The sequence below is a fragment of the Agreia sp. Leaf210 genome (genome assembly GCF_001421485.1).
GTDB lineage: Bacteria > Actinomycetota > Actinomycetes > Actinomycetales > Microbacteriaceae > Agreia.
In genome coordinates this window covers 258182-282191 of record NZ_LMKK01000003.1, presented here as the reverse complement: position 1 = coordinate 282191, position 24010 = coordinate 258182, and the positions used below count along the sequence as shown (strand labels likewise).

The window sequence follows — 24010 nt, the reverse complement described above, 5'->3', positions numbered from 1 at the left end:
TTTCGTCGTCGTCATAAGTCGACGCGATCGGTCGACTGCACGCGGTCGATCAGCTGTCTCCACGGTCCGACCACGCGGGTTTCTGGAAGGGTCGCCCGCAGTTCGGAGTCGTCGGTGTCGACGACAGCCGCCAGGGCATCGGGAGGCGACTCGACAGTGATGACGAACACGAAGCGATCAGGCACGCCGTCACCATCGAGATCTCGTGCCTCGCGCCAGGGACAGGCGTCGAGGATTCGGAGCCATTCCTCGAGTGCCGACCGCGATTCTGCGCCGAGCTCGACACGCCATGTGCGACGCAGGGCTGCGAAGCCGCCGGTGCGCACGACGATGATGTTCATGCGCGCACACCCACCGAAGACCAGGCCTGTTCGACCGCGTCGAGTTCACTCGAGCCGTCGCCGAACCGATTTCTCGCGGACTGCCCCGTCGCCCGTGCGAAGTCGGCGAAAGTCGCCGCGGGAGCGAGCATTGCCTGAGTGAGGGTGTCGTACCAGATCTGGCCAGCGCGCTGCCACGCGTACCCGCCGAGCGTTTCGGCCACCATGTAGAACGCGCGATTCGGGATCCCGGAGTTGATGTGGACCCCGCCGTTGTCGTCGTTCGTGTCGACGAAGTCGCGCATGTGTGCGGGTTGTGGATCGACGCCCAGGATGTCGTCGTTGTAGGCGGTGCCGGGAGCTTTCATCGAGCGGAGCGCAGCCCCCTCGACCATGTCTGTGAACAACTCCTCACCGATGAGCCAGCTCGCGTCGGCCACGGTCTGCTGCCGGGCGTACTGCTCGACCAGAGATCCGAACACATCGGAGACGGACTCGTTGAGCGCGCCGGACTGCCCCGAGTAGTCGAGTGGGTTCGAGTACTGGGTGACCCCGTGGCTCAGTTCGTGTCCGATGACGCTGAGCGACAGGGTGAAGCGGCGGAAGATCTCTCCGTCTCCGTCTCCGAAGACCATGCGCTCGCCGTCCCAGAAGGCGTTGTCGTACCGAGAGCCGTAATGCACCGTGGCGTCGAGCCCGAGCCCCCTGTCGTCGATCGACGACCGGCCGTAGGCTTCGGCGAAGAGCGCGTATGTCGCCCCGAGGCCGTCGTATGCCTCGTCGACCGCCGGGTCTGCCGTCGGTGCGCCACCTTCGCGCCTCACGACCGTGCCGGGCAGGACCTCTCGGCCACCCGCGTCGCTGATGGTTCGCTGAGGACCGCGGGCCGCCCGCGTCGGGTCTGCCGGGCGCAGCACCGCGCTCTGGCGCGCGGCGCGCAGCGGTCGGGTGTTGAGCAACGTCTCGTGAGCGGCCGTAGCGACCGTCTTGAGATTGCTGGCATCGAGCGTCGACAGGCGGGCCAGCAGGTACGGGGGAACAATCGTGCATCGCATGAATCGAGCCTCGCACCTACGACCGACACCGTCCACGAGACGCGAGGGCCTCGGGCTAGAATTTACGGTATGACGACTGCTTCCGCCCCGGCCAAGACCTCCGCTCCAGTCAAGTATCTGACCAAGGCCATCGGCGGCGGTCTGTTCATCCTCTTCTGGGCCATCGCCATCGTGCTGTGGGTACTGGTCGGACAATTCGACGACGCGGGGCTTCGCGGCTTCGTCGCCGACGCGGGTATCGTCTTCGCGTCGCTGGGCACCGCCGCACCGTTTCTGGCGACGACGCGCTCTCTGACGATCGCGTTCGGCTGGGGTGCCGTCGCGCTCGGCCTGTTCGCGCTGGCCGATCTGGGGCAGCTCACGGTGATCGTCTACCTCCTGCGCATGTTCGTGCCGCTTGTCGCGATCCTCGCTCCGGTCAACAAGTTCGTCAACGGTTACCGAGTGTTCGTCTAAGTGCTGCGCATAGCTCTCGTCTGCCTGCACACCTCACCAGCCGACGAGCCCGGCTCGGGCGATGCCGGAGGCATGAACGTGGTCGTTCTGCACCAGGCGCAGGCGCTGGCGGCTCTCGGGCACGATGTCGAGATCGTCACCCGACGATCGACGTCGACCGCCCCGGCCGTCGTGAATCTCGGCGAGAGCCTGCGGCTGCGCTTCGTCGATGCCGGCCCCGCGCATCCGGTCGCCAAGGGCGACCACGAGAAGTACATCGACGAGTTCGGTGAGCGGCTCTCGGAGCTCGGCCCCTACGACGTCATCCACTCCCATCATTGGTTCTCCGGCATGGCCGCGCTGCCCGTCGCGCGGGCCCGCCGCATCCCGCACGTCCAGAGTTTCCACAGCATCGCCGCCGACGACGCGACGCCTCTCTCCGACGGAGAGCGGTCGGAGTCTCCCGGGCGGATGGCCGGAGAATCCTGGCTTGCTCGCGAGTCCGACGCTCTGATCGCCATCAGCAATGCCGAGGCACGCACGATCGAGACCAGACTGGGCGGTGACCCTGCTCGGATCACGGTCGTCTCCCCCGGTGTCGACAGCGGCCTCTTCACGCCCGCCGCCCACGATTCCTCGACAACGACCCGCGCTCACTACGCGGTGGTTGCCGCCAGACTGCAACCCCTCAAGGGTCTCGACCTCGCAATCGAAGCCGTCGCCGCCGTGTCTCCCGACCTCAGGCCCGACCTCGTCGTGTCTGGCGACGCATCCGCTGATTTCGACGGCTACGTCGACGAGCTCTCTCGGCTCGCCGAACTCAGAGGCATCGCCGAGGCGGTGCACTTCATCGGGCCGCAGTCACGCGAGGCTCTGGCCGAACTGCTGCGCCAGGCGAGCGTCGTGTTGATCCCCTCGCATTCCGAGACCTATGGACTCGTCGCCCTCGAAGCCGCTGCCAGCCGGGTTCCCGTCGTCGCGGCGGCATCGGGAGGGCTCCGAGAGGCTGTGATCGACGGCGTCACCGGAATAGTCCTCGACTCTCGCGATCCCGCCGCGTGGGCGCAGGCCATTGCGCGGCTTCTCTCAGACGACCATGAGGCCGCGGCCCTGTCGAGGCGGGCCCGAGAACACGCGGAGGAGCTCAGCTGGTCACGGTCTGCCGAGGCGCTCCTGAGCGTATACACCGGCCTCGCATCACCCATCGCTGTCGCGTGAGCATCCTCGACGGTGTGAGCCGCGTGCTGTTCGTGCACGCGCATCCCGATGACGAGACCCTGGCCACGGGTGCCCTGATCTCGGAGATGGTCGACCGAGGCATCCGGGTTCATCTGGTGACCGCAACGCGAGGCGAGCGTGGAGAGATCGTCGCCGGCGCCCTGGCGGTGGAGCCAGACCCGGAGACCCTCTCGCAGATCCGCGAATCCGAGTTGAGCGCCGCATCCGCGATTCTCGGCATCAGCGACAGATACTGGCTCGGCAGCACGCCGGCACGAGCTCGCGGTCTCGCCGAGCGGCGGTACCTGGATTCGGGCATGGCATGGATCACACCGGAACTCGCCGGCCCCTCCCCCGATGTCACGACCGATGCGCTCGTCAGCGCCCAGCTCGACGAGGTCGCGAACGACCTGGTCGCGCTGATCGAGGATATCCGGCCGACCCTCGTCGTGGGTTACGACGACGCCGGCGGATATGGGCATCCCGATCACGTCCACATGCACGACGCGACCGAGGCGGCGTGCCGCATGACGAACACGCCGTGGGCCGAGATCGTGGCAGAACAGGGCGACGACGTCGAGTGGTTCGATCTCGAGCACCGACTGCCCATCGTCGCCTCGGCGCTCCGAGCTCACGCGACGCAGGTTCGCGTCGACGGAGACCACATCGTGCACTCCGGAGGTCAGCGACAGGCCATCCCGACGTCCATCGGACTCCGCGCACGCTGAAAGCCAGCCCTCGGATCAACGGGGCGACGAGAACTCGACAGTGCGTGATGTGACCTCTGTGGTGGAGATGCGGGGAATTGAACCCCGGTCCACTGCTGTGATTCTGCGCCTTCTACGGGCGTATCCTGTTGAGTCGTTCTACTCGGCCCCGAGTCTTGCTACAGGCATCTGACTCGACGGGCCCAGCCCGAGTGCAAGTCCCTCCGCGCCCTCTGGCGTAACGCGGAAGCAATCTCTCTGAATGTCGCCAGAACCCGGGTAGAGAGCATTCCCGGACTGACGGTCTCTATTTAGTGCTTAGAAGAGAACTACGCCGCGAGGGCGAAGTCTGCCTGAGCAGAGACAGTGCGGTTTGATTTGGCACTTATTGTTTTTCAGAGATCGTTAACGAGATAACCCTGAATCCTCGACCCGCTTCTCGCAGTTTCGCAGGCAATGTCGAAACCGATCATCCCCGAGCGGGTCACTATCACGCACTGTTGAGTTGTGTTGTGCACCAGCACCTCTTTGGATGCAGCTTCTTATCTTACGACAGATATGCGGCAAGGGCCAGCACGGGTCGATCGTCGTCGCGGATAAAGTGAACCCATGAGCGAGACGATCATCACTGTCACTGCATCGGCCGATACCCACCACGCCCCGGAACGCGCCGTCGTTCAGCTCGCCCTCGGCTTCGAGGGAGCCGATCGACAGGACGTCTTCGAGAAGACCCGTCGGCTGCACGCAGAGACCTCCGACAGCCTGCGGGCCTTGCACGACCCGGTGGCTGACGCGGTCACCCGGTGGAGCGCTGACCAGGTGAGCGTATGGGGCCAGCGCCCGTGGAGCCAGGACGGCGCACAGCTGCCCCCCGTCTATCACGCGACGACGACGGTGCGTGCTCGCTTCCGCGACTTCTCTGCGCTGGCTGCCTGGATCGATTCCATCGCCTTCCGTGACGGGGTGACGGTGACGAGCGTCGACTGGGCGCTCACGTCGGCCACGCATTCGGCACTGCAGTCCGACGCTCAGAAGACCGCGATCGTCTCTGCTCGCTCGAAAGCACAGAGTTACGCAGGGGCACTCGGGCTGTCGACCCTCCGCGCGATCGCTGTCGCCGATCCCGGGATGCTCGGAGACGACGGCCGAGCCGGGTCGACCGTGAGCGTCGCCCGGTTCGCGTCGCACGAGATGGCGAAGAGCAGTGCAGGCGGGCCGCTCGACCTGACGCCCGCCGACGTCGTCATCAGCGCATCCATCGAGGCACGATTCGCGGCCACGGCATGACCCGCGACCTCGTCGGCCGAACCATCGTCGTCACCGGTGGCAACGCCGGGCTCGGATACTTCACCGCCGAACAGCTCGCCCGCCGCGGCGCTCGCATCGTCATCGCGAGTCGAAACGAGGCCAAGGCGAAGCTGGCCATCGATTCCCTGTTGCGTGAGGTCGAGGGCGCCGAGCAACCGTCGTTCGTCCATCTCGATCTCGCCGACCTCGCGAGCGTGTCACGCGCATCCGACGAGTTGGCCGCGCTGCCCTCGATCGACGTGCTGGTCGCGAATGCCGGCATCACCGAGGGCACCGCCGAGTCGAAGACGGTCGACGGCTTCGAGAGCATGTTCGGCACCAATCACCTCGGCCACTTCGCCTTGATCTCGCAGTTGATGCCGTCACTTCTCGCCATGGCGAGCTCCCGCATCGTCCACCTGGGCAGCATCAGTCACCGGTTCTACCCTCTCGACCTCGACGAGCTCGATTCTCCATCGAGGTTCCGCAGCTTTCGGAGCTACGCCCGTTCGAAGCTGGCCGTGATGACGTTCGCCTTCGAACTCGACCGACGACTTCGAGCGGCCGGTCACGACACGCGGAGCATCGTCGCGCATCCCGGATTCGCGCTCGACGAACTGACGCCGCTACGGCCTGGGATCGCCCCCGACGCCCGGCCGAGTTCCGCCGTGCAGACCCTGCTCGGGTCATTCGCTCAGGGCAAGGATGCCGGCGCCTGGCCGATCGTGCTGGCCGCCACAGACGTCTATCTTCGCGGCGGTGAATACGTCGGGCCCGCAGGATGGCAGCAACTCAAGGGACGACCCCGTGTCACGGCCGCCAAGGCGTGGTCTCGCGATCGAGCCGCCGCAGCCAGGCTGTGGCAGCTGTCGGAGGATCTGACCGGAGCATCCCTGCGACTGTGACCGGCGGCTGCGCCGCCGTCGATCAGGCGATCAGTCGCCGAGATTACGGCGCGCCGACATCGCCCTGTCAGACTCGCGCTTGTCCTGCCGTTCGCGCAAGGTCTGGCGCTTGTCGTACTCGCGCTTTCCCTTCGCCACAGCCAGCTCGACCTTGGCGCGCCCATCGCTGAAATAGAGCTGCAAGGGAATGAGCGTGTAACCGCCCTCTTTCGTCTTGTTGTGCAGCTTGAGGATCTGCTCCTTGTGCAGCAGCAGTTTGCGCTTGCGACGCGGGGTGTGGTTGTTCCACGTACCCTGCGTGTACTCGGGGATGTGCACGGCATCGAGCCACGCCTCGCCGTTCTCGATGAACGCGTAGCCGTCGACCAGCGAAGCCCGACCCATGCGCAGCGACTTGACCTCGGTGCCGTTCAAGACCATTCCGGCCTCGTACGTCGACTCGATCGTGTAGTCGTGCCGAGCCTTGCGGTTGGTCGCGACGACCTTCTGACCGCTCTCCTTGGGCACGTTGCACTCCTGACGATTCGTGTGCCGCACAGCGCGTGCGGCAGCCGTCCAGTATACGCCCAGCCGAGGGTCGCGCTCGCCCGCGCCCGCAGCGTGACGATCAGACCTTGAGGTACCGGGTGATAGCGAACTTCGCCGACAGTGCCGCCAGCACTGCTCCGACGACCACCAGGATGGGTGCAACCAGAAGCGCGTCCCCGGTGTTGACGAACGAGGTGAATGGCAGTTGGTTCAACAACCAGCCCTGCACGAAGAACTTCACGATCGACCAGATCGCCAGCCCGGCGAGGGCCGATCCGATGAGCGAGGCGATCACGCCCTCGATGATGAACGGGGTCTGGATGAACCTGTTCGACGCACCCACCAATCGCATGATCCCGAGTTCTCGGCGGCGCGAGAAGGCCGAGAGCCTGATGGTGGTGGCGATCAGCAGCACGGCCGCGATCAGCATGATGGCGGCGACGGCGATCGCGGTATAGCTGGCTGCGTTGAGTACCGTGAAGATCTGCTCGAGATAACTTCGTTGGTCGGTCACGCTCTGTACACCGGCGAAGCCGGAAAGGCTCTCGACGAGGACGGCCGACTGAGTGGGGTCCTTCAGGTTGACCCAGAAGGTCTGCGGCAGCAGATCGGGAGTCACGTAGTCGGTGACCGGGTTGCCCTTGAACTGCTCCTGGAAGTTCTCGAACGCCTGATCGTGATCCTCGAAGTAGTACTTGTCGATGAACGGCGACAGCGTCGGGCCGTCGAGCTGCGCTTTGACGGCGTCTATCTGGTCCTGCGTCACATCGCCGTTTCCACAGGTCTCCCCCGTGTCGGTGGCGGTACACAGGTAGACGGCCACCTGAGCCTTGTCGTACCAGTAGTTCTTCATCTGGCCGATCTGCATCTGCAGCAGAATCGCCGTGCCGACGAAGGTGAGAGAGATGAAGGTGACGAGCACGACGGAGATGACCATCGAGACGTTGCGTCTGAGGCCGGTGCCGACCTCGCCGAAGATGAGTCCGAGTCTCACGAGGTGGGTCCTACGTTCTGGTCTTTGGCCGGGTCGATCCGTTCACCGGGAGCCCGAAGCCCCAGCTTCTCGGCCAGGCCGAGCTGATCGGTGACCGGGTCGACCGCACGAGGCGTGGCCGACAGCGGCGCCGGCGGCGCGGATGCGGCGGGTGCAGCGGCGGCGGGCGCGGATACGGCCGGCTCGCCCTGGTCTGGAGCGGGGGTCGCTTGGGTCTGGGAGGGAGTCGCAGAGACGTTCGCTGCCCCCGAGGCATTCGGCGCTGGGGGCGCGACGACGGGCGCGGAGAAGGTGGGGGTCGTGCCGCTCATTCCGCGGCTGCCGCGCACCATGCCGGGGATGCCGATCTCGGCGGTCATGCCGCTGTCACGAAGGGCTATCTCGGCCGTCATTCCATAGCCGCCCTCGAGCTCGTCACGAACGACCTCGCCCTGTACGAGCTCGATCACGCGACGCTGCATCTGGTCGACGATGGCGTTGTCGTGGGTCGCCATGATCACCGTGGTGCCGCCCGCGTTGATGCGCTGCAGGACCTGCATGATGCCACCGCTGGTGAGGGGGTCGAGGTTTCCGGTCGGCTCGTCGGCGAGCAGGATGGCGGGCTTGTTGACGACGGCGCGGGCGATGGCCACGCGCTGCTGCTCTCCACCCGACAGTTCGTGCGGCAGGCGATTGGCCTTCTCGTTCAGACCGACCATGGCCAGCACGTCGGGCACGGCCTCCTGGATGAATCCGCGGGACTTGCCGATGACCTGGAGCGTGAACGCCACGTTGTCGAACACGTTCTTGTTCGGCAGAAGGCGGAAGTCCTGGAAGACGACGCCGAGGTTGCGCCTGAAGTAGGGCACCTTCCGCGACGAAATCGTTCCCAGGTCTTGGCCGAGCACGTGGATGCTGCCACTCGTGGGCTTGTCTTCCTTCAGCACGAGGCGCAGGAAGCTCGACTTGCCGGAGCCCGAGGCTCCCACAAGAAAGACGAATTCACCGCGGAGGATCTCGAGGTCGACGCGGTTGAGCGCCGGCTTCTTGGTCCCCCGGTAAATCTGGGATACGTGATCAAATCGAATCATGGCAGGTTGAGCTTAAGCAGGCCGACGAGCTTGTCCACGCACGACTCGCCACGGAGCGCCGATTGACCCGCGAGTCTGAAAGCGAGCCCGGTATTGCCTAGGAGACCTTCTGCTTGCGCCAGCGGATGCCCGCCGAGATGAAGCCGTCGAGCTCGCCGTCGAAGACATTCGAGGGGTTGTTCGATTCGTAGTCGGTGCGCAGGTCTTTGACCATCTGGTAGGGCGCGAGCACGTAGCTGCGCATCTGGTCGCCCCAGCTCGCCGTGATGACACCGGCCAGTTCCTTCTTCTTCGCGTTCTCCTCGTCGCGCTGCAGCAGGAGCAGTCTCGACTGGAGGACCCGCAGTGCTGCGGCGCGGTTCTGGATCTGGCTCTTCTCGTTCTGGCAGCTCACGACGATTCCCGTGGGGAGGTGCGTGATGCGAACGGCCGAGTCCGTCGTGTTGACCGACTGGCCGCCCGGGCCTGACGAGCGGAAGACATCCACCCGGATGTCGCTTTCGGGAACGTCGACGGATTCGGTCTGAGCGATAAGCGGGATGACCTCGACGGCCGCGAAGCTCGTCTGGCGCTTGCCCGCCGAGTTGAAGGGGCTCATGCGCACGAGCCGGTGGGTTCCCGCCTCGACAGACAGCGTGCCGAATGCGTATGGAGCGTCGACCTCGAACGTCGCGCTCTTGATGCCCGCCTCTTCTGCGTAGCTGGTGTCGAGCACCGTGACCGAGTAGCCGTGCTGCTCGGAGTAGCGCAGGTACATGCGCAACAGCATCTCTGCGAAGTCGGCGGCGTCGACGCCGCCCGCTCCGGCGCGGATGGTGATGACGGCGGCCCTCGGGTCGTACTCGCCGTTCAGAAGCGTCTGCACCTCGAGCTCTCCGAGGAGCTTCGTGAGGCTTTCGAGCTCGGCCTGAGCCTCCTGGGCCGACTCCTCGTCGCCCTCGGAGTTGATGAGTTCGACCATGATCTCGAGGTCTTCGAGACGCGAGGTGATGCTGGTGACCTTCCCGAGGTCGGACTGCGCGTGCGACAGAGCGCTGGTCACCTTCTGCGCCTTCTCGGTGTCGTCCCAGAGGTCGGGCACACCGGCCTGAGCGCTGAGGTCGTCGATACGTGCCTTCAGGTCATCGACGTCGATGACCGAGAGGATGTCGCGGAAGGTGGAGCGGAGGGCGGCGATCTGCTCGCTGAAATCAAGTTCCTGCATGGTGCACCCAGCCTACCGGGCGGCCGCGGGCGATCCTCCGGCGTAGGGTTGGATGCGATATGAGCGACACAGAGACCGGTTTCCGTTTCCGTTCCATCGCCCTCCCCGCTCTTCTGCCCTCTCTGCTCTTCGCTATCGGCGAGGGGTCGATCATCCCGATCATCCCCGCCATCGCCCAGGATCTCGGCGCGGGTCTCGCCTTCGCCGGCTTCATCGCAGCGATGATCATGGTCGGAGAACTGATCGGCGACATCCCGAGCGGCTGGATCGTGAGCCGCATCGGCGAGCGGAGGGCCATGGTCGGGGCGTCGCTCGTCTCGATCATCGGCGTCACGACGTGCATCGTCGCATCCGGACCCTGGATGCTCGGGGTCGGCATCTTCTTGCTCGGCCTGTCGACCGCGACCTTCGCCCTGGCGCGGCACGCGTTCATGACGACCTTCGTTCCGCTGCAGTACCGGGCTCGGGCGCTGTCGACACTCGGTGGAACATTCCGCGCGGGATGGTTCGTCGGACCGTTCATCGCCGCCGGCCTCATCGCCCTCACGGCACACGCGGCGATCGTCTTCTGGGTGCACCTCGGATGCGCCGTCATCGTGATCGTGCTGCTCATGGTGATGCCCGATCCCACAGCCGCGGCCGCCGCTCGCACCGGCGCCTCCGGCTCGCACGAGACCGAGGGCGAACAGCTCGTCGCCGGGGAATCGCACGGCCTCTTCCGCACGATCTGGAACTTCCGCGGGGTGCTCGTACGGCTCGGAACGGGTGTGGCGATCGTCGGCGCGTTGCGCGCGAGCCGCTCCGTCATCCTGCCGCTCTGGGCCGTGAGCCTCGGACTTCCCGAGAGTACGACAGCCCTCATCATCGGTCTCGGCGGCGCCATGGACTTCGCCCTCTTCTACGCCAGCGGGCAGGTGATGGACCGCTTCGGCAGGCTGTGGAGCGTCGTGCCGTCGATGCTCGGAATGGGCATCGGACTCTTCGTCCTCGCGTTCACCCATGACCTGCAGAACGCCGTGGGCTGGTTCATCGGCATCACGGCCGTCACCGGTCTCGCGAACGGAATCGGCAGCGGCATCCTGATGACCCTCGGCGCCGATCTGGCCCCCAAGAACGATCCGGCGCCGTTCCTCGGCGCGTTTCGCTTCACCGGCGACGCGGGAACGGCCGCCGCTCCCCTGCTGGTCTCCCTGGTGGTGGCCGTGGCGACGCTGTCGCTGTCGACCGCGATCATCGGCGTCATCGGCGTTCTCGGGGCAGGCCTCATGCTGCGCTACGTGCCCCGCTACGTTCCCCGACGGCCGGGCCGCCCGTCTGCGTGATCAGGCCTCGATAGTTCTCATCAGGCGGATGGCGTGGCCTGCTGCGCCCGGGCCTTCGCGCGCGATCGCAGGTCGACGAGTCCCACGATCAGTGAGACGGTGATCAGCGCGATCGCGATGAGGATTCCGTTGCGGAATCCGTCGTGGTACACGGTGAGCTGGTCGGGCGTCGTCGCCTCGCGATAGAGCGTGGAGAAGAAGGTCGAACTGACGGCGGCCACTCCGATCGCGGTTCCGACGCGCTGACCGACCTGCGCGAGCGAACCTGCGACGCCGCCCTCGCTCACGGGCACCTCGGCCAGCGTGAGCGTCTGATTGGGCGAGATCACGAGGCCGCCTCCGGCTCCCGCGACGGCCATGGCGGCGGCCATCCACCAGATCGTCTGATCGCGCGGAGTGAGCACGGCGGCGGCGAGGATCAGCGAGAAGCCGATGATGACCGTGATGGTACCGATGACCACCAGCTTGCGTCCGTAGCGCTCGACGATGCGCCCGCCGATGAGCGAGCTGGCGGCAGAGGTGAGCGCGAACGGGATGCTGACCATGCCGGCGAAGACGGGAAGCGCGCCGAGGCCCTGCTGCAAGTAGAGAGTCGTGAGCAGGAAGGTACCGGGGATGGCGGCGAAGTAGGCCGTGGCCACGAGGATGCCGTTGCGATACGAGGCGATGCGAAACAGGGCGAAGTGCACCACCGACGACTTTCCGCGGCGGGAGTAGTCGCGCTCCCACAGCAGGAACGCGGCTGTTCCGAGCACGAAGCCGATGAGCCAGAACCAGCGCTTGGGGTCGTCGTCGGGGCCGCCCGTGGTGAAGACGAAGGGCACCATGACGCTGAACACCGAGAATCCGAGGAGCAGGATCCCGACGAGGTCGAGTTCGGTCTTCACCGTCGACCCTTTCGGTTTTGTGGGCAGCAGACGCAGCGCGAAGAACAGGGCGATGAGTCCGAGCGGGATGTTCATCCAGAACAGGAGTCTCCACCCGTCGGTCTCGCCGCCGAGGGCGATCAGCAGGCCGCCGAGGGTCGGACCGAACGCGGTCGAGACTCCGATCGTCGCTCCGAAGATTCCGAAGGCACTACCGCGGGCCGGGCCCTGAAAGAGCTGCTGCACGAGCCCGAGCACCTGTGGCATCTGGATGCCGGCGGCGACGCCCTGCAGGATGCGCGCGATGAGCAGCGTCTCGACCGTCGGTGCGAGGGCGCAGGCGAGGCTCGCCAGGGTGAACGAGATGAGGCCGATGGAGAACAGGAGTTTGCGCGAGTAGATGTCGCCGAGCCGCCCGGCCGGAACGAGCGCGAGTCCGAAGGCGAGGGCGTAGCCGGCGACAATCAGCTGGAGTTCGGTGGACCCGGCGCCGAGCGCCTTCTCGATCGACGGAAGACCCACGTTGACCTTCGACAGGTCGAGGATGGTGAGCGCGGCGACTCCGACGGCAACGGCGAACGCCTGCCACTTCGCCCGCTCGGTGATCTCGATCTGAGGTGTCGGTGAAGTCGCTGCCATGGACACGTACGCTACACCGAGGCTGTGGGTTGCCTGAGGGCCTTGCGTAGATTTCAGCGGAATGTAGAACGAGCGACCGAGGTGACCTCGATGGGGAACCCGTTCGGCACGACGAGCGACAGCACCGCGGGCCGCCACGACGCGGAAAGGGTGACGCTGGCGCTGCGCGCGTCGGAGGTGGTGGCCTCGATCACCGTTAGGTCGTCGAACGACGCAGAAGACGGGGCGTTGTCGAGATAGTCGTCGACGGCTGCGTCGACGGCCTGCGGCTCGAGCCTCGGGACGACGGCGGAGTCGACCAGCTCGACATCGTCGAGGGAGAACGACTCGGCACCGGCGAGGGCGGCACCGTCGGCCATGGTGAAGAGGCGTGTGCGCTCGAGGTAGAGACTCGATGCGGCAACGACGACGAGCACGACGAGCAGTGCCAAGGCCGCGTAGAAGATGGTCAGCAGCAGGGTCGAGCCCTCGTCGGAGCGGAGTCGCTCTGCCACGGCATTCGCCCTCACCAGTTGGGCCGCATCATGAATGGAATCTCGAGACCGTCTGGGTCGCGGTAGCGACAAACGGGATGCCGCCTGAGTTCTCGCGGCCCAGAAACACCGGGAGCAGAGGAAGAGGAACCGACACGCGCACCGTGACCGTGACGTGACCCGCCCGCGTGAGACAGGCATCCGGAACCGGCTGGCACGAGTATTCGAGCGGCGCGACGCCGGCGGAGATGCCGAAATCGGAGAAGGCGATCGCCGCCGCCTGCTCGGCCGACGCGGCGCCCTGCTCGACGGTCGGTGACTGCACGAACACACGAGCAGCCTGTCGCGCCGCGCCCTCGGCGGCGAAGGCGGCACCCTGCAGCACGGAGAGTGCGCTCACGAGGTAGACGAGCGGTACGAGAAGCAGGATTCCCGCGGTGATGAACTCGAGCGAGGCCGAGCCGTCGTCAGCCCACAAGCGTCTCCGCAGCCGCATGCCCTGTCACCTCCAACGATCTCGGAGGTCCGAAGGGACCGGCGAGCGGCAGGGGCGCGCTCACGGTGACCTCGGTAGCGGCAACCCCGAGGTACTCGGTGTACCCCGAGGTGACTCCGGCCGCGTAGTCGGCGCCCACCGCAGTGGTGATGAGTTGCCTCGTGCGCTCCGCTCCGTCTTCGGGCGAGTTTCCCGCGAGCGCCGCGAACCGAGCCCCCTCTGCAGCCGCGTCGATGAGCGTGTTGCGCACGTGCAGGGCGAAAGCCAGCTGGATGACCCCGAGCGTGAGAGCGGTCAGCAACACGCCCACGAGGACGAACTCGACGGCCGCCGACCCGTCGTCGCGCCGCAGTCTCTGCAGGAGCCGTCGACTCTTCGACTGCATGAGCAGATCAGAACGCCGTCACGCGATCGATGGCCTGCTCGAAGACCTGGCTGAGCGCGGGACCGGCGAGACCCCAGATGATGATCACCAGACCGGGGTGCACAAGAGTAGGGTAATCGACATGAGCACAGTGATATACGCCCGGCAGTCGCTCGACAAGGACGGTCAAGGGACGGCGGTCGACCGGCAGCTTGTCGAGTGCAGGGCACTCGCCGCCGCACACGGGCTCACTGTGTCTCGCGAGTTCGTAGACAACGACGTGTCTGCATCCAAGGGCGTTCGACCCGAGTTCACCAAGCTCCTGTCCCTCATCCAGACCGGCGATGTCGAAACGATTATCGTCTGGCACACAGACCGTCTCTACAGGCGAGTGAAAGACCTCGTTGAGATCGTGGAGACAGCCGAGAAAAATGCGCTTCGGATTCTGACCGTGCGAGCAGGTGAACTTGACCTCACCACTCCTGCGGGTCGGATGCTCGCGGGCATGCTTGGCCACGCGGCTCGATACGAGGTTGAGCAGAAGGGCGCTCGACAGGTCGCATCAAACGCGCAACGGGCCAAAGCTGGATCGTGGCAGTTCAGCAACCGCCCCTACGGGTACGAGCGCGTCAATGGCTCCGTGCAGGTAGTCGAAGATGAGGCCGCAGTGATCCGTGAGGCCTACAAGCGATATTTGGCGGGCGAAACCTATTACGCGATCGCGGAGAACTTCAATGTGCGCAACATCCCCACGACCAACGGCGGACCGTGGACGGTGTCACAATTGCGAGCTCGACTCGCCAATCCTGCATATGCAGGAATCCGCCTCTACAAGGGCGAAGAGGTCTCAGAGGGCGATTGGGAGCCGCTGATCACCCGTGACAACTGGGAGCAGTTCAAATCGGCCAAGCAGCGCAGGAAGACCCCGCACACATGGTCGAACAGGACCAAGTATTTGCTATCTGGTATCGCGTTGTGTGGCGTGTGCGGCGGACGAATGATGGCAAGACCCGACTACCCAAGACCCAAGAACGGTATCCCCCAGCCGGCGAAGATCGCCTACGCATGTACGTCGAATTGGTGTGTGCAGCGGAATCAGGCTCGAGTGGATGAACTGGTCGAATCCGTCCTCATTGCTCGCTTGAGCCTCCCTGACGCTTCTAAGCTCATCCGGCCCAAGGTCGACATCGAGCCCATGCTTGCCAAGTCCGCCGACCTACGGCAAAGGAAAGACGACCTAGCTCTGGCGCTCGCAGAAGGACTGCTGACCATGGCCGCGGTTCGAGAGGCGTCTGGCGGGCTGACGAAGCAGATCGATGCATTGCAGCGTCAAATCTCAGCCGCTGACGGTGACTCAAAGCTTGTGAACTTGATCCAGGCGGAAGACGTCGCCGACCATTGGCATTCGAAACTGACTTTGGCCCAGCGCAGAGGCATCATCGGCACGCTGACGTCGATCACGATCCGCAAGCAGAAGAACACGAGGGTTTTTGATCCCGAAGATGTAGCTATCGAGTGGCTGTCCTAGGCCACTGATAGTCATACAAAAAGCCCCCGGTGCTGCTGGCACAGTCCGAGGGCGACGTCCATCAATATCACCGAGAAGGAGAACATCATGAACAACATCAGCGTATCCCACCCCTCTGCAGACCTCACCGACCAGTACTGGAAAGACGAGGCGGATCGGCGACGGGCAGTCGCGCTCGCGTTTGACTGCGGATTCCCGGAATGCCTCAAAGGCGGGCACGAGCCTAACCATGAGCCCGAGACATGGGAGAACCACGACGTCATCGTTGACAGCCTTGATGGCTACCTCGATGTGACGATCTCCCTCGAAGAAGGCAAGTTCGTCGGACGAATCGAGTTCGAAGCGATTTGGAACGACATCACCGATGATTCTGAGTTCATGGCCGAGGCTGAGTACTTTACGAAAGCAGCCAGCCTGATGCGGTCGTACCGAAGCAACCTCAAAGCACTCAACAAGGGCGGGATCGGACAGGTCAACGCGGCCCGGTTCGTGCGCACGCAAAAGACTCTTGAAGAGGTACGAGATGCACTCGGCGTATCTCAGGAGTTCGCAAGACTTCTCTGGCTCGGCGTCGAAGGCTTCAAGGTCTCGCAGGTTCTCGTGCTGTCGACCGGCGACGGAAGTTTTACTGAAGCATTCTTCAAGGCCTATGAGCAGGGGCGAACGCGTGAAGTAGCAGCCGCCTGAGTCCACCTGGGGTGTGGCCACAATCCACACCCCTCCCCCGATTTAGCTCAGTGGACAGAGCAAACCGGCTTCTACCCGGTTTGCCGAAGGTTCGAATCCTTCAATCGGGACAAGACCACGAGAGGACACCAATGCCAAAGGACATCCCCCGGGAACCTACCGCCCCGCGCGTGCCGTACGACCTCGAGCCGGGATCAGTCTGGATATCGATCCAATGCTCGGCTGAGTCTCATTCGGAGAGGCCCTGGCTGATCGCCTCGTTCTACTTCGATTCAGACGCGCCCAGGAAGCCCGCTGGATGAGTTCGCGAGACTACTGGCGTGATGGCCAACATGTCGCCAAGCTGCCCGAGACAGCCGGAGCTCGCCTCGTGAATGATCAAGTCATCACCACGGCTCAATACAAAGCCGACCCCTTCGTCTTCGACAATGGCTCGCGGAGCCGGTACAGCTTCAAATGCGAAGTCTGTGGTCTGAGCGTCGCAAGGAAGGCTGATACCGTCTTCGACCGCTTCGACAAGCTCGCGAGCGCTGGCGTGTCGGAAATCAGCTTGGGTGCGTTAGCAGCTATCCTGAGGTAGTCGCAGCGAGCGTTGCTCCGTTCACGGATACAGCTCCTGGCCTCAATCAGCCTCCCAGCAGAGGAAGTTTCTCCCTGCTTGGAGGCATTTCCTTTGTCCTGGACAACAGAACGCGCACGAGTCGCGTCACTCACTCGCTCCCGCAAGACCGACGATCCCGATCTGGTCGAAGCCCGCACAAATCTGCGCGTGGCCCGAATCGAGGACTACATAGAGCGCGTCGTCAACGCTGCTCCCCCACTTACACCTGAGCAGCGAGACCGTATCGCTGCCCTCCTGCGCCCTGCAGGTGACCATGAGTGAATCCATCGTCGTCCCGGGCACCTGGAACAACGAACAGGCAGCTCCCACAGCAACTGCCGAGCAGTTGCTTCGCCGCGTCCATGAGCAGTTCGGCGAAGCCGGTGTCACGATCTCCGCATCAAAGGTCTCACGCATCGTTCGTGCGTACCTCCGTGACGCTCGAGCCACGTCCATCCCTGACTTCGACGCCTGGTTCATGCCCCACGTCGATCCCACAGGCGAGACGGCCATCTACAACCTCACGCGAGGTGAGCGATGACCCGGCAGCAAAAAGAAATCCGCCCCAGTGCGGACACTAGGGCGGACGAAGTTGTGGCTGGCGGGCTCAACACTTCAATCGTAACGCCGGCATTCGCGAAGTCCCGAAAAGTCGAATGGGCCATCGGATCCTCCGTCGACTCGGAACTCGAACGGACGCTGTGGCGCCTCGTCGCCGGGGACATCGAGCAGTACCAGCTCACCCCCGCTCTAGCAGCATGGTGGACGGTTGCCCACGAGCAAGGCCGGCGCTCCCTGCAGCCTGAGCTCGAGCAGGCGCAGGCCGACCGCGATAGGTATTACGAGATTGCTTTCTACGGTCGAGACCTCGGTGACGTACGCCGTCGTCGCATGGACGAAGCGTCCGAAGACTACTGGAACCGCCTCGTGGCAGGTGATGCCAAATGATCGGCACACCTACCGTCTACGACGCGAACTTGGACAACGACGCAAAGCTTCAAGCCGAAGAGCAGGGGCTTGGTGGCGCAGCGGCGACACCTGTCACGTTCAACGCGGCGTGGCTCATGCAGCAGGTTTACCCACCCACCAAGTACGTCGTCCCTGGCATCGTCCCCGAGGGTATGACGCTTCTCGTGGCTGCACCCAAAATTGGCAAGTCGTGGATGGTTCTCGGACTCGGTTTGGACTTGAGCTCGGGTGGCGTTGCGTTCGGGTGCCTTCCCGTGGGCAAGCCGAGGCCAGTCCTTTACCTCGCACTTGAGGATGGCCCGCGGCGCCTGCAGGACCGGCTCCTAAGACTCAACCCGGAGGAGTTCTCTCACCGCCTCGAGTTCATGACAGCAATCGAGTCGAACAGAGTGATTCCAGTCATCCGTGACTACATGAACAAGTACGCGGGACTTGACCCTGTTGTCATACTCGACACCCTCGGAAAGGTGATGCCGCCCGCTGGCAACGGCAACCAGTACGGGCACGACTACTCCGTCCTGTCGGCACTCAAGGCCACCAGTGACGCGGTACCGGGATCGAGCCTGGTCATCGTCCATCACACGCGCAAAGCCGAGGGAGGCGACTTCCTGGATGCGGTGAGCGGCACACAGGGCATTGCGGGCGCAGCGGACACCATCTTGGTACTGAAGCGCGACAGGCACGACAAGCGAGCCACCTTGCAGGTTACGTCCCGAGACGCAGCGGAGGGAGAATATTCGCTCACCCAGACAGAGACAGGCGCCTGGGAGCTCGACGGCAGCAGTCTCGAGGATGCATCTCGAGCAGCGCAATCCGCAAAGGCATCGAACGGCGTGGGCGATCGTATGGCCGAGGTTATCGCGAAGGTCAGCGAACACCCGGAGGGATTGAAACCCCACGCTCTCGCCACGCTGCTCGGCATGGACGACAAGAGTGCACAGGTATATCTGTCTCGCGCCTATGAAGCGGGCCGACTCGACAAACCAACAAGAGGCCTCTACACCCCTGTTGGTTCCGTTGGTTCTGTTGGTTTCGAGGGATCCACAACCAACACCCCAACACAACCAACACTCCCCCTGAAGGAAGAAGCGACAGAAACAGAGGCCACATCGTGAACCCGATCGAGAACGCGTTAGTACTGATCGCTGAAGCTGCGGCGCACGGAGTCACGGTCACCTACAACGACAGGGAGATAGGTCTATGGACACATCGACACGGATGGGAACCGATACCCGCTGAACTCCTTGAGGAACTAGACGCAGCAGCAAACGAGATCTGGGCGGTCATGCACGACTACAGGACGCGGGCAGCCAAATGAGCCGCGCAACCGTAGCGTATGAGCGACTTACGAACTCGATGCTCGAGACCGACCCAGAGTGCCAGAACGATGGCCGATTCATTCTCGACGATCAGCCGGCGCACACCCTCTCGTACATCTGTCGCGCCTGCCCCCTGTTCGACCTCTGCCGTGACTACGCGGAGGCAGAACGGCCCAAGGGTGGGGTGTGGGCTGGCAAGCGCTACGCCTCGAACAGCAAGGGGGCGAACGATGAATGACCCTCGCGCTCATGAAGGCACCATGCAGCCCAACCGGTTTCTGCACGGAGACGTCACCATCGTTCCCGCCAGGATCGCCTCACTGCTCGTCAGGCACTCCAACCTGCAGGAGCTACGCACCAGAGCTCGAGGCGTCGACCCCGAGTTTGCTGCCGTGCTCATCGCGCTTCAACACGCGGCCATGTCCTGGCGCGCTTCCGCTACAGGAAGCCCCGAAGCGCCCGAACCGGAAGCCGAACAAAGATCGAAGTGGGTCGGCACCGCGCAGGCCGCAACCATCCTCGGAATCACGAGTCGAGGAGTGAGGCTCGCCATCCAAGAAGGACGCCTCCCAGCACAGGAAATAAACGGACGCTGGCAGCTCTCACGAGAAGACATCGCACACCACAAAGCCGCACGAACGGCATAGGAGAAGAATCATGGCACTTACCAACCTCACCAACGCAGTCACCGGCTACCGAGCAAAGGCCGAAGAACTGCAGGACCGCCTTACATCGCAAACCCGAGCCATCGAGAACGACGGCAACCTCAGCGATAGCGGGAAGCGCGAACAGATCGCCAGAGAGAAGGAGAGCATCAAGTCATCCCTCGCAGCACTCAAAGCTCAGGAGATGCAGTACGTCCGCGACACGAAAGACAGACTCACCCGCGAGCTGTTTGGAAGCACCACATCAGACCCGTCTCATGTGATCGCATTCCGTGACGCACAAGATAGGGCAGACCGGCTGGCCGACCCGGAAGAGGCAATCACCCTCCTCAACCGCGCCGAAGTATCCGGCGATCAGTCACTCTCGTCCGCTGTCCTGCTCAAGGCGGTGACCTCTGGGTGGAAGAGCGTTACTCGCGCATACAGCGCCGAGTACCCGAACACGGCGGAGAAGCTATCGGATCTTCAGCAGGTCGAAGAGTTCGAGGGTCCGTCAATGCAGCGCGCAGTGATCTACGGCGTCATGTGATGTCGGCACTACCGACTGCATCGGGCACTGTCACGATCGGCACCATCACAGTGGAGCTACCCGAAGACGAGGCACGGACGCTGTTCCTCGCTGCGGGTGCTCGAGCTCGGCGCGGTGGGCCGATCGTGATCAGCCGAGACCACACTCTCTACGTCAACCCAGCAACTCAGATCAGCCTCACCATCGAAGGCGGATTCGCTAACGACTACGACCCGGAACGCGACCTCGCCGCAATGAGTCGCACCCGATCGGCGATGAGTGCGTGATGCCGAGCAGAACCCCAGGGGGAGGTCCACCTTCGGGCCTTCCCTTGAGGGCTCCGAGGTTAGACAGAATCCCTCCCCGTTATTTTTTTTCCAAGAAATCCAGGGTGCTTGCCACCCGAATTGAGGCCAAAATGACCGTTCAACCCCTGTCCGAGATCCCTCGTGACCGTGCTTTCGATGAGTTCCCTGCCCACACGCGAACGTGGCGTCGAGCGAATCAGCAGAAGCGGGCGGAGATGATCATCGGTGAATGGCTGCAGCAGTACCAGCGGGACGGTGGTGACCCGCCATCGTGGTCACGTGCAACAGGCGTCACCACCGAACCCGGTGTTTTCGGTGGTGCTCCATTGGATAGGTGGCCACGGGAGACCTGGCACGATGCTTTCGTGCAGGCTGGGTACACCCGTAGCACTCTTCATGCGAGAGAGATCCGACCGGGTGTGTTGTCGTGGGCGCTCGAGGTTCGGCGAGAGCCCGTTGCGCCACACCTTCCCGGCCCCATTTACCGAGGGACCCACGAGGAGCGTAAAGACCGCTGGTCGTGGGCTAACTCGCTCGAGGTTGCTCTAACAACTTGGGGCAACCGCGAGATCGGTGACCGGATATACAAAATCGCTCAGCCTCGACAGTTGTATGCGACCATCCAGCACCGTCGCCATCTTTTGCCGAACAGCAAGATCGCGCACGTGTTGGTCGAGGACTGGGACGAGTACATCCTCGATCCCGGTGACGAGATAGAAGAAGTAGCCATCATCGATCAGCCAGGCCGCTCAGACTTTTACGTTGTCAACCCATAGCCCATTGACGAATGTCGAGTGGGCTGGTGGATCTCGAAATGGTTACAGGACGAAACCAATGGTCGGATCAAGTCGCTCTTCGCACCAGGGCATCTATCAAGGGCTGCGTCAGGACCTCGGCCGATGTGTCACCCGACGAGTTAGCCTCGGGTGGAGAACCGAGCACCCTCTTAGCAAACGCCTCATGAATAAGATTCCTTGTATTTTCATCCGAGATCGTTGCCATAAAGGCGGGAAAGGATTGAAGTTGGATTTGCAGCCCTTTGGCCCACGTGCCTAGACGTCGGTAGTGGCCTGATTGGCGGCCGAAATATGTCGCCAGTCCAGCCACGCCGGCCACGATTGCTATCCGATAAACGGCAGCCACTGGGTCTTCACTCTTGCCATGAGGAATATTTGCTGCAACGGCGATGGCCACGCCGATCGTGGCAATTGTCGCAGCACGGAACCACACGGACGATCGAAGCTGCTGCTTCGCGTAGGTTTCGAAATACAGGGACAAACTGGCCTCACCTGCAGATCCAGCAGCTACCTGCGCGAGCTTCGCGGCAGCTTGTGCGTCATCCGCAGATACCTGCACTTGACTCGTAATGCGATTAGTTTGCTTGCGAAACTGGTCAACTCTCTCAGCGATTTTCAATTCCGCAATTAGTGACCGCAATAGGGATATTGCTTCGAAGTAAACCACGCCGATCTTGTTGGAATCACCCTCAAGGTCAGCTTGTACATCAACGGCTGCATTCAACGTCTTCCGATCCAGGCCATGGAACCAGGATTCGAGATTGTTGCTTACCTCCCGACTATTTGTTCCGGCGAGAATTTCCATTGCGTGATCCACGTGGTCGGCCAGTTCACCAAAATAGCCATCGAGATACCGTTCAACGGAGGAGGTAATAGGCACGTTATCTCGAACGCGATCGAGTTGCCCGACTCGATCCAGGGCATCAAGCGCGCTTTGCTTGATTTCGAGATCAATCGCGTTGTCTGCGCTGATAAGCGCCTTAGCGGTACCAACTACTTGAAGGAACCTGTCGTGGTTGCTTGTCATCGTTTCATCACGATAGTGGAAAGCTCGTCAAGAGCGAATGCCCCGGACTCCTCAGACGCATCGAACTCGAACCAGATCCGGTAGGACCATCAACCGCCGAGGAAGTCATTCGGGAGCCGTACGCATCTCAATACCGCGAGCTGCTGAATGTGATCAACTAAGGACTCGATGTACGCCAGCTTAGGCAGGCTCAGTGGGCGTCGGTTCGCTGGTGTCCGCGCAGTCTGGAATGGGTGCACTCGTCCCAGCGGGCGGCGACATCAACGTCTCTCCGACGATCTCTCTTGCAGGAACCACTCTGATCGCGACCATGGATGGGGTTCCGTTTCAGATGGTTATGCAGGATCAGATTGCTTCTGCTACCCGCCACCGTGTAACAACGCTCAGTACGGGGAGAGCTCGCTGATTAGCTAGCCAAGGGGGCACGACGTGAAAGTCGTGCCCCCATTCCTAGCGCTAGCCCATACCCACGCAGCTCATGCAGCGACGAAAATTGCCGGTTCCCGAAGCGAAGTACTTCGCGGGGATTTGGCTGCCAGACGGGCAGTGATCCTGATCGTGACAAACATCAGGATCATCGTCATTCGTTGAATGGTACGCATCTACTTTCATTACGGCTCCTTTGCCGTAAGCCTCTCAAGCGGAGGCCTATTACCGGAGTCTATTGTGCGACGATCCCTTGGACGCCTTCTGCCCGAACGTGATGAGCTAAGGGCTCGGAGGGAAACGTCCGGTCTCAGCGGTCGGCGGAACGCGAAATTGCTGTTGACAGAGCCCATGCGGCAAGCGTTCCGATCGCGAACGCCACGTTCATCTCCGGGAAGAAGAATCCAACTATAAAGACCACCGCACCAATGCCGGAAACGGCCACTGACGCAATCAACTTCTTGGGCGACGGTGGTCGAAGCAGGAGAAATCCCATCTCAGCCGCAAGCGGCACGGCAGCTAGAGGTGTCGCTGCGAACGTCGGATTCGTCAACGCATTTCCAATGGCAAAAGCCGCCGCTGCTACCGCGAGAGCAAATGCCACAACTGATAGGCCCATGAGAATTCGCTTGAACTCGGCTGATAGAGGAGTCATGAGCCTGATGCTAGCGACTCGGACAGCTCGAGGTCGAAATTGTCGAGACCCGGAGTCCCAACCGTCTCGCGGACCGCTTTGTCTCAGCGTCGCACCCAGAAACTACACTGGTGTATCTATACAGATGGAGTGGTTCTCGTTGGGTGGTCTGCCAAAAGGTACGGATACGCGAAAGTGCGTAGCTGTTCTGGTCGACGAATTCGGCTGGACGTACCAAGAGTCCAAGGGCGGTCACTCGCATCCCGTGGGCTACCTCATGTGCGGCGAGCGGTCGACTGACGGCTGTCGGATGAGCGTGAATGGGACAGGCAATAACACTGGCCGCAAGCTCTGGACTGTCGCACGGCGATGCACTCATGGATATCGACCAACACGAAATAAATGGTGAGTATACACGTGTTGTCATCTGACAACAGCACGTGTTAATGTCGGGATAACGGTTGGAGATCGTATGTACGCATTCACTCTCGTGGTTTCTGGAATAGACCAAGATAACGAGTTTCAAAGCGCTGGCTTGGACTGCCTTTCCTACGACGTTCTCGTCAGCAGTTCCAACGGCCGCACGACGCTAGACGTCGAAATAGACGCCGCCTCCCCTACCGACGCGCTAGATCGAATCTATGACGACGTGCGAAGC

The 24010-nt window shown here is 62.9% G+C and carries 29 protein-coding genes, 1 tRNA gene and 1 other RNA gene; 18 read left to right on the top strand and 13 right to left on the bottom strand.

Annotated features, from left to right (window positions below; translation table 11 throughout):
• Nucleotides 1-11: 11 nt before the first annotated feature.
• Nucleotides 12-341: a protealysin inhibitor emfourin gene (locus tag ASE64_RS11750; protein WP_055780617.1), complete on the bottom strand. Its 330-nt coding sequence runs from the start codon at nt 339-341 to the stop codon at nt 12-14.
• A complete protein-coding gene (locus ASE64_RS11745) occupies nt 338-1375 on the bottom strand; it encodes a M4 family metallopeptidase (RefSeq protein ID WP_055780614.1) in 1038 nt (345 codons plus the stop codon). Before ASE64_RS11745 ends, ASE64_RS11750 begins: the two co-directional genes overlap by 4 nt.
• A gap of 69 nt (nt 1376-1444) precedes the next feature.
• Between ASE64_RS11745 and ASE64_RS11740 the strand changes: the two genes are divergently transcribed.
• The 3 genes from ASE64_RS11740 to ASE64_RS11730 are packed head-to-tail and all read left to right on the top strand — an operon-like array spanning nt 1445 to nt 3756.
• Nucleotides 1445-1831 (top strand): hypothetical protein, encoded by a 387-nt coding sequence (locus ASE64_RS11740; protein WP_055780610.1) that lies wholly within the window; start codon nt 1445-1447, stop codon nt 1829-1831.
• Nucleotides 1832-3028 (top strand): glycosyltransferase, encoded by a 1197-nt coding sequence (locus ASE64_RS11735; protein WP_055780607.1) that lies wholly within the window; start codon nt 1832-1834, stop codon nt 3026-3028.
• The gene (locus ASE64_RS11730; protein WP_055780603.1) at nt 3025-3756 is read left to right on the top strand and encodes a PIG-L deacetylase family protein; all 732 of its coding nucleotides are present in this window, start codon (nt 3025-3027) and stop codon (nt 3754-3756) included. Before ASE64_RS11735 ends, ASE64_RS11730 begins: the two co-directional genes overlap by 4 nt.
• A 59-nt stretch (nt 3757-3815) precedes the next feature.
• On the opposite strand, the gene ssrA is transcribed toward ASE64_RS11730, so the two are convergent.
• Nucleotides 3816-4212: a transfer-messenger RNA gene (ssrA, locus tag ASE64_RS17205) on the bottom strand.
• A gap of 132 nt (nt 4213-4344) precedes the next feature.
• On the opposite strand from ssrA, the gene ASE64_RS11725 reads away from it, so the two are divergent.
• Both ASE64_RS11725 and ASE64_RS11720 read left to right on the top strand, forming a co-directional pair.
• The gene (locus ASE64_RS11725; RefSeq protein ID WP_055780601.1) at nt 4345-5022 is read left to right on the top strand and encodes an SIMPL domain-containing protein; all 678 of its coding nucleotides are present in this window, start codon (nt 4345-4347) and stop codon (nt 5020-5022) included.
• The gene (locus ASE64_RS11720) at nt 5019-5927 is read left to right on the top strand and encodes an SDR family NAD(P)-dependent oxidoreductase (RefSeq protein WP_055780597.1); all 909 of its coding nucleotides are present in this window, start codon (nt 5019-5021) and stop codon (nt 5925-5927) included. The genes ASE64_RS11725 and ASE64_RS11720 overlap by 4 nt, the downstream gene beginning before the upstream one ends.
• 30 nt (nt 5928-5957) lie before the next feature.
• Here the strand turns inward: ASE64_RS11720 and smpB are convergent, their stop codons facing one another.
• The 4 genes from smpB to prfB form a co-directional block, all read right to left on the bottom strand.
• A complete protein-coding gene (gene smpB, locus ASE64_RS11715) occupies nt 5958-6434 on the bottom strand; it encodes an SsrA-binding protein SmpB (RefSeq protein ID WP_055780595.1) in 477 nt (158 codons plus the stop codon).
• 100 nt (nt 6435-6534) lie between these two features.
• Complete coding sequence (gene ftsX / locus ASE64_RS11710; protein ID WP_055780590.1) at nt 6535-7449, bottom strand: permease-like cell division protein FtsX; 915 nt, start codon at nt 7447-7449, stop codon at nt 6535-6537.
• On the bottom strand, nt 7446-8519 hold the full coding sequence (gene ftsE, locus ASE64_RS17200; protein WP_082466217.1) for a cell division ATP-binding protein FtsE: 1074 nt from the start codon (nt 8517-8519) through the stop codon (nt 7446-7448). Before ftsE ends, ftsX begins: the two co-directional genes overlap by 4 nt.
• Before the next feature lie 97 nt (nt 8520-8616).
• Nucleotides 8617-9723 (bottom strand): peptide chain release factor 2, encoded by a 1107-nt coding sequence (prfB, locus tag ASE64_RS11700; protein WP_055780586.1) that lies wholly within the window; start codon nt 9721-9723, stop codon nt 8617-8619.
• Nucleotides 9724-9782: 59 nt separating this feature from the next.
• Between prfB and ASE64_RS11695 the strand changes: the two genes are divergently transcribed.
• Nucleotides 9783-11045 carry an MFS transporter gene (locus tag ASE64_RS11695; RefSeq protein WP_055780583.1) on the top strand — a complete coding sequence of 421 codons (1263 nt, stop codon included), beginning with the start codon at nt 9783-9785 and terminating at the stop codon, nt 11043-11045.
• A 20-nt stretch (nt 11046-11065) separates the two neighbouring features.
• Here the strand turns inward: ASE64_RS11695 and ASE64_RS11690 are convergent, their stop codons facing one another.
• The 4 genes from ASE64_RS11690 to ASE64_RS11675 are packed head-to-tail and all read right to left on the bottom strand — an operon-like array spanning nt 11066 to nt 13904.
• Complete coding sequence (locus tag ASE64_RS11690) at nt 11066-12550, bottom strand: MFS transporter (protein WP_055780582.1); 1485 nt, start codon at nt 12548-12550, stop codon at nt 11066-11068.
• Between the two features lie 53 nt (nt 12551-12603).
• Entirely contained in the window at nt 12604-13044 is a 441-nt protein-coding gene (locus tag ASE64_RS11685; protein WP_235480604.1) for a pilus assembly protein TadG-related protein, read from the bottom strand.
• A gap of 28 nt (nt 13045-13072) precedes the next feature.
• A complete protein-coding gene (locus ASE64_RS17485) occupies nt 13073-13501 on the bottom strand; it encodes a hypothetical protein (RefSeq protein WP_235480603.1) in 429 nt (142 codons plus the stop codon).
• On the bottom strand, nt 13491-13904 hold the full coding sequence (locus tag ASE64_RS11675) for a TadE family protein (protein WP_200920217.1): 414 nt from the start codon (nt 13902-13904) through the stop codon (nt 13491-13493). Before ASE64_RS11675 ends, ASE64_RS17485 begins: the two co-directional genes overlap by 11 nt.
• 121 nt (nt 13905-14025) lie before the next feature.
• Here ASE64_RS11675 and ASE64_RS11665 point away from each other — a divergent pair, with 121 nt between their 5' ends.
• The 12 genes from ASE64_RS11665 (at nt 14026) to ASE64_RS11610 (ending at nt 21244) form a co-directional block, all read left to right on the top strand.
• Nucleotides 14026-15411 (top strand): recombinase family protein, encoded by a 1386-nt coding sequence (locus tag ASE64_RS11665; protein WP_162234565.1) that lies wholly within the window; start codon nt 14026-14028, stop codon nt 15409-15411.
• 87 nt (nt 15412-15498) lie between these two features.
• Nucleotides 15499-16098, top strand: coding sequence for a hypothetical protein (locus tag ASE64_RS11660; protein ID WP_055780573.1), 600 nt, complete (start codon nt 15499-15501; stop codon nt 16096-16098).
• A 36-nt stretch (nt 16099-16134) separates the two neighbouring features.
• Nucleotides 16135-16208 (top strand) — tRNA-Arg (locus ASE64_RS11655).
• 188 nt (nt 16209-16396) lie between these two features.
• Nucleotides 16397-16678, top strand: coding sequence for a hypothetical protein (locus ASE64_RS11650; protein WP_055780570.1), 282 nt, complete (start codon nt 16397-16399; stop codon nt 16676-16678).
• A gap of 295 nt (nt 16679-16973) precedes the next feature.
• Nucleotides 16974-17240 carry a hypothetical protein gene (locus tag ASE64_RS11645; RefSeq protein ID WP_055780567.1) on the top strand — a complete coding sequence of 89 codons (267 nt, stop codon included), beginning with the start codon at nt 16974-16976 and terminating at the stop codon, nt 17238-17240.
• On the top strand, nt 17237-17647 hold the full coding sequence (locus ASE64_RS11640) for a hypothetical protein (RefSeq protein WP_156351849.1): 411 nt from the start codon (nt 17237-17239) through the stop codon (nt 17645-17647). Before ASE64_RS11645 ends, ASE64_RS11640 begins: the two co-directional genes overlap by 4 nt.
• Nucleotides 17644-18783, top strand: coding sequence for an AAA family ATPase (locus ASE64_RS11635; protein WP_055780558.1), 1140 nt, complete (start codon nt 17644-17646; stop codon nt 18781-18783). Before ASE64_RS11640 ends, ASE64_RS11635 begins: the two co-directional genes overlap by 4 nt.
• A gap of 241 nt (nt 18784-19024) precedes the next feature.
• Nucleotides 19025-19225: a WhiB family transcriptional regulator gene (locus ASE64_RS11630; RefSeq protein WP_055780555.1), complete on the top strand. Its 201-nt coding sequence runs from the start codon at nt 19025-19027 to the stop codon at nt 19223-19225.
• Entirely contained in the window at nt 19218-19634 is a 417-nt protein-coding gene (locus ASE64_RS11625; RefSeq protein ID WP_156351843.1) for a helix-turn-helix domain-containing protein, read from the top strand. The genes ASE64_RS11630 and ASE64_RS11625 overlap by 8 nt, the downstream gene beginning before the upstream one ends.
• 10 nt (nt 19635-19644) lie before the next feature.
• On the top strand, nt 19645-20181 hold the full coding sequence (locus tag ASE64_RS11620; protein ID WP_055780548.1) for a hypothetical protein: 537 nt from the start codon (nt 19645-19647) through the stop codon (nt 20179-20181).
• Nucleotides 20181-20447, top strand: a complete 267-nt coding sequence (locus tag ASE64_RS11615) for a hypothetical protein (protein ID WP_055780545.1) — start codon at nt 20181-20183, stop codon at nt 20445-20447. Before ASE64_RS11620 ends, ASE64_RS11615 begins: the two co-directional genes overlap by 1 nt.
• A gap of 104 nt (nt 20448-20551) precedes the next feature.
• Nucleotides 20552-21244, top strand: coding sequence for a hypothetical protein (locus ASE64_RS11610; RefSeq protein ID WP_156351840.1), 693 nt, complete (start codon nt 20552-20554; stop codon nt 21242-21244).
• A gap of 67 nt (nt 21245-21311) precedes the next feature.
• Here the strand turns inward: ASE64_RS11610 and ASE64_RS17480 are convergent, their stop codons facing one another.
• Both ASE64_RS17480 and ASE64_RS17475 read right to left on the bottom strand, forming a co-directional pair.
• Nucleotides 21312-22292 carry a hypothetical protein gene (locus tag ASE64_RS17480; RefSeq protein WP_156351837.1) on the bottom strand — a complete coding sequence of 327 codons (981 nt, stop codon included), beginning with the start codon at nt 22290-22292 and terminating at the stop codon, nt 21312-21314.
• 736 nt (nt 22293-23028) lie between these two features.
• On the bottom strand, nt 23029-23373 hold the full coding sequence (locus ASE64_RS17475; RefSeq protein WP_156351835.1) for a hypothetical protein: 345 nt from the start codon (nt 23371-23373) through the stop codon (nt 23029-23031).
• Nucleotides 23374-24010: the final 637 nt, after the last annotated feature.

What these genes read in the sequence shown, in the direction of transcription:
- ASE64_RS11750 (WP_055780617.1), bottom strand. Translation starts at nt 341, where the DNA reads ATGAACATCATCGTCGTGCGCACCGGCGGCTTCGCAGCCCTGCGTCGC.
- ASE64_RS11745 (WP_055780614.1), bottom strand. Translation starts at nt 1,375, where the DNA reads ATGCGATGCACGATTGTTCCCCCGTACCTGCTGGCCCGCCTGTCGACG.
- ASE64_RS11740 (WP_055780610.1), top strand. Translation starts at nt 1,445, where the DNA reads ATGACGACTGCTTCCGCCCCGGCCAAGACCTCCGCTCCAGTCAAGTAT.
- ASE64_RS11725 (WP_055780601.1), top strand. Translation starts at nt 4,345, where the DNA reads ATGAGCGAGACGATCATCACTGTCACTGCATCGGCCGATACCCACCAC.
- ASE64_RS11720 (WP_055780597.1), top strand. Translation starts at nt 5,019, where the DNA reads ATGACCCGCGACCTCGTCGGCCGAACCATCGTCGTCACCGGTGGCAAC.
- ftsE (WP_082466217.1), bottom strand. Translation starts at nt 8,519, where the DNA reads ATGATTCGATTTGATCACGTATCCCAGATTTACCGGGGGACCAAGAAG.
- prfB (WP_055780586.1), bottom strand. Translation starts at nt 9,723, where the DNA reads ATGCAGGAACTTGATTTCAGCGAGCAGATCGCCGCCCTCCGCTCCACC.
- ASE64_RS11695 (WP_055780583.1), top strand. Translation starts at nt 9,783, where the DNA reads ATGAGCGACACAGAGACCGGTTTCCGTTTCCGTTCCATCGCCCTCCCC.
- ASE64_RS11690 (WP_055780582.1), bottom strand. Translation starts at nt 12,550, where the DNA reads ATGGCAGCGACTTCACCGACACCTCAGATCGAGATCACCGAGCGGGCG.
- ASE64_RS11675 (WP_200920217.1), bottom strand. Translation starts at nt 13,904, where the DNA reads ATGCAGTCGAAGAGTCGACGGCTCCTGCAGAGACTGCGGCGCGACGAC.
- ASE64_RS11665 (WP_162234565.1), top strand. Translation starts at nt 14,026, where the DNA reads ATGAGCACAGTGATATACGCCCGGCAGTCGCTCGACAAGGACGGTCAA.
- ASE64_RS11660 (WP_055780573.1), top strand. Translation starts at nt 15,499, where the DNA reads ATGAACAACATCAGCGTATCCCACCCCTCTGCAGACCTCACCGACCAG.
- ASE64_RS11650 (WP_055780570.1), top strand. Translation starts at nt 16,397, where the DNA reads ATGAGTTCGCGAGACTACTGGCGTGATGGCCAACATGTCGCCAAGCTG.
- ASE64_RS11645 (WP_055780567.1), top strand. Translation starts at nt 16,974, where the DNA reads ATGAGTGAATCCATCGTCGTCCCGGGCACCTGGAACAACGAACAGGCA.
- ASE64_RS11640 (WP_156351849.1), top strand. Translation starts at nt 17,237, where the DNA reads ATGACCCGGCAGCAAAAAGAAATCCGCCCCAGTGCGGACACTAGGGCG.
- ASE64_RS11635 (WP_055780558.1), top strand. Translation starts at nt 17,644, where the DNA reads ATGATCGGCACACCTACCGTCTACGACGCGAACTTGGACAACGACGCA.
- ASE64_RS11630 (WP_055780555.1), top strand. Translation starts at nt 19,025, where the DNA reads ATGCTCGAGACCGACCCAGAGTGCCAGAACGATGGCCGATTCATTCTC.
- ASE64_RS11625 (WP_156351843.1), top strand. Translation starts at nt 19,218, where the DNA reads ATGAATGACCCTCGCGCTCATGAAGGCACCATGCAGCCCAACCGGTTT.
- ASE64_RS11620 (WP_055780548.1), top strand. Translation starts at nt 19,645, where the DNA reads ATGGCACTTACCAACCTCACCAACGCAGTCACCGGCTACCGAGCAAAG.
- ASE64_RS11615 (WP_055780545.1), top strand. Translation starts at nt 20,181, where the DNA reads ATGTCGGCACTACCGACTGCATCGGGCACTGTCACGATCGGCACCATC.
- ASE64_RS17480 (WP_156351837.1), bottom strand. Translation starts at nt 22,292, where the DNA reads ATGACAAGCAACCACGACAGGTTCCTTCAAGTAGTTGGTACCGCTAAG.
- ASE64_RS17475 (WP_156351835.1), bottom strand. Translation starts at nt 23,373, where the DNA reads ATGACTCCTCTATCAGCCGAGTTCAAGCGAATTCTCATGGGCCTATCA.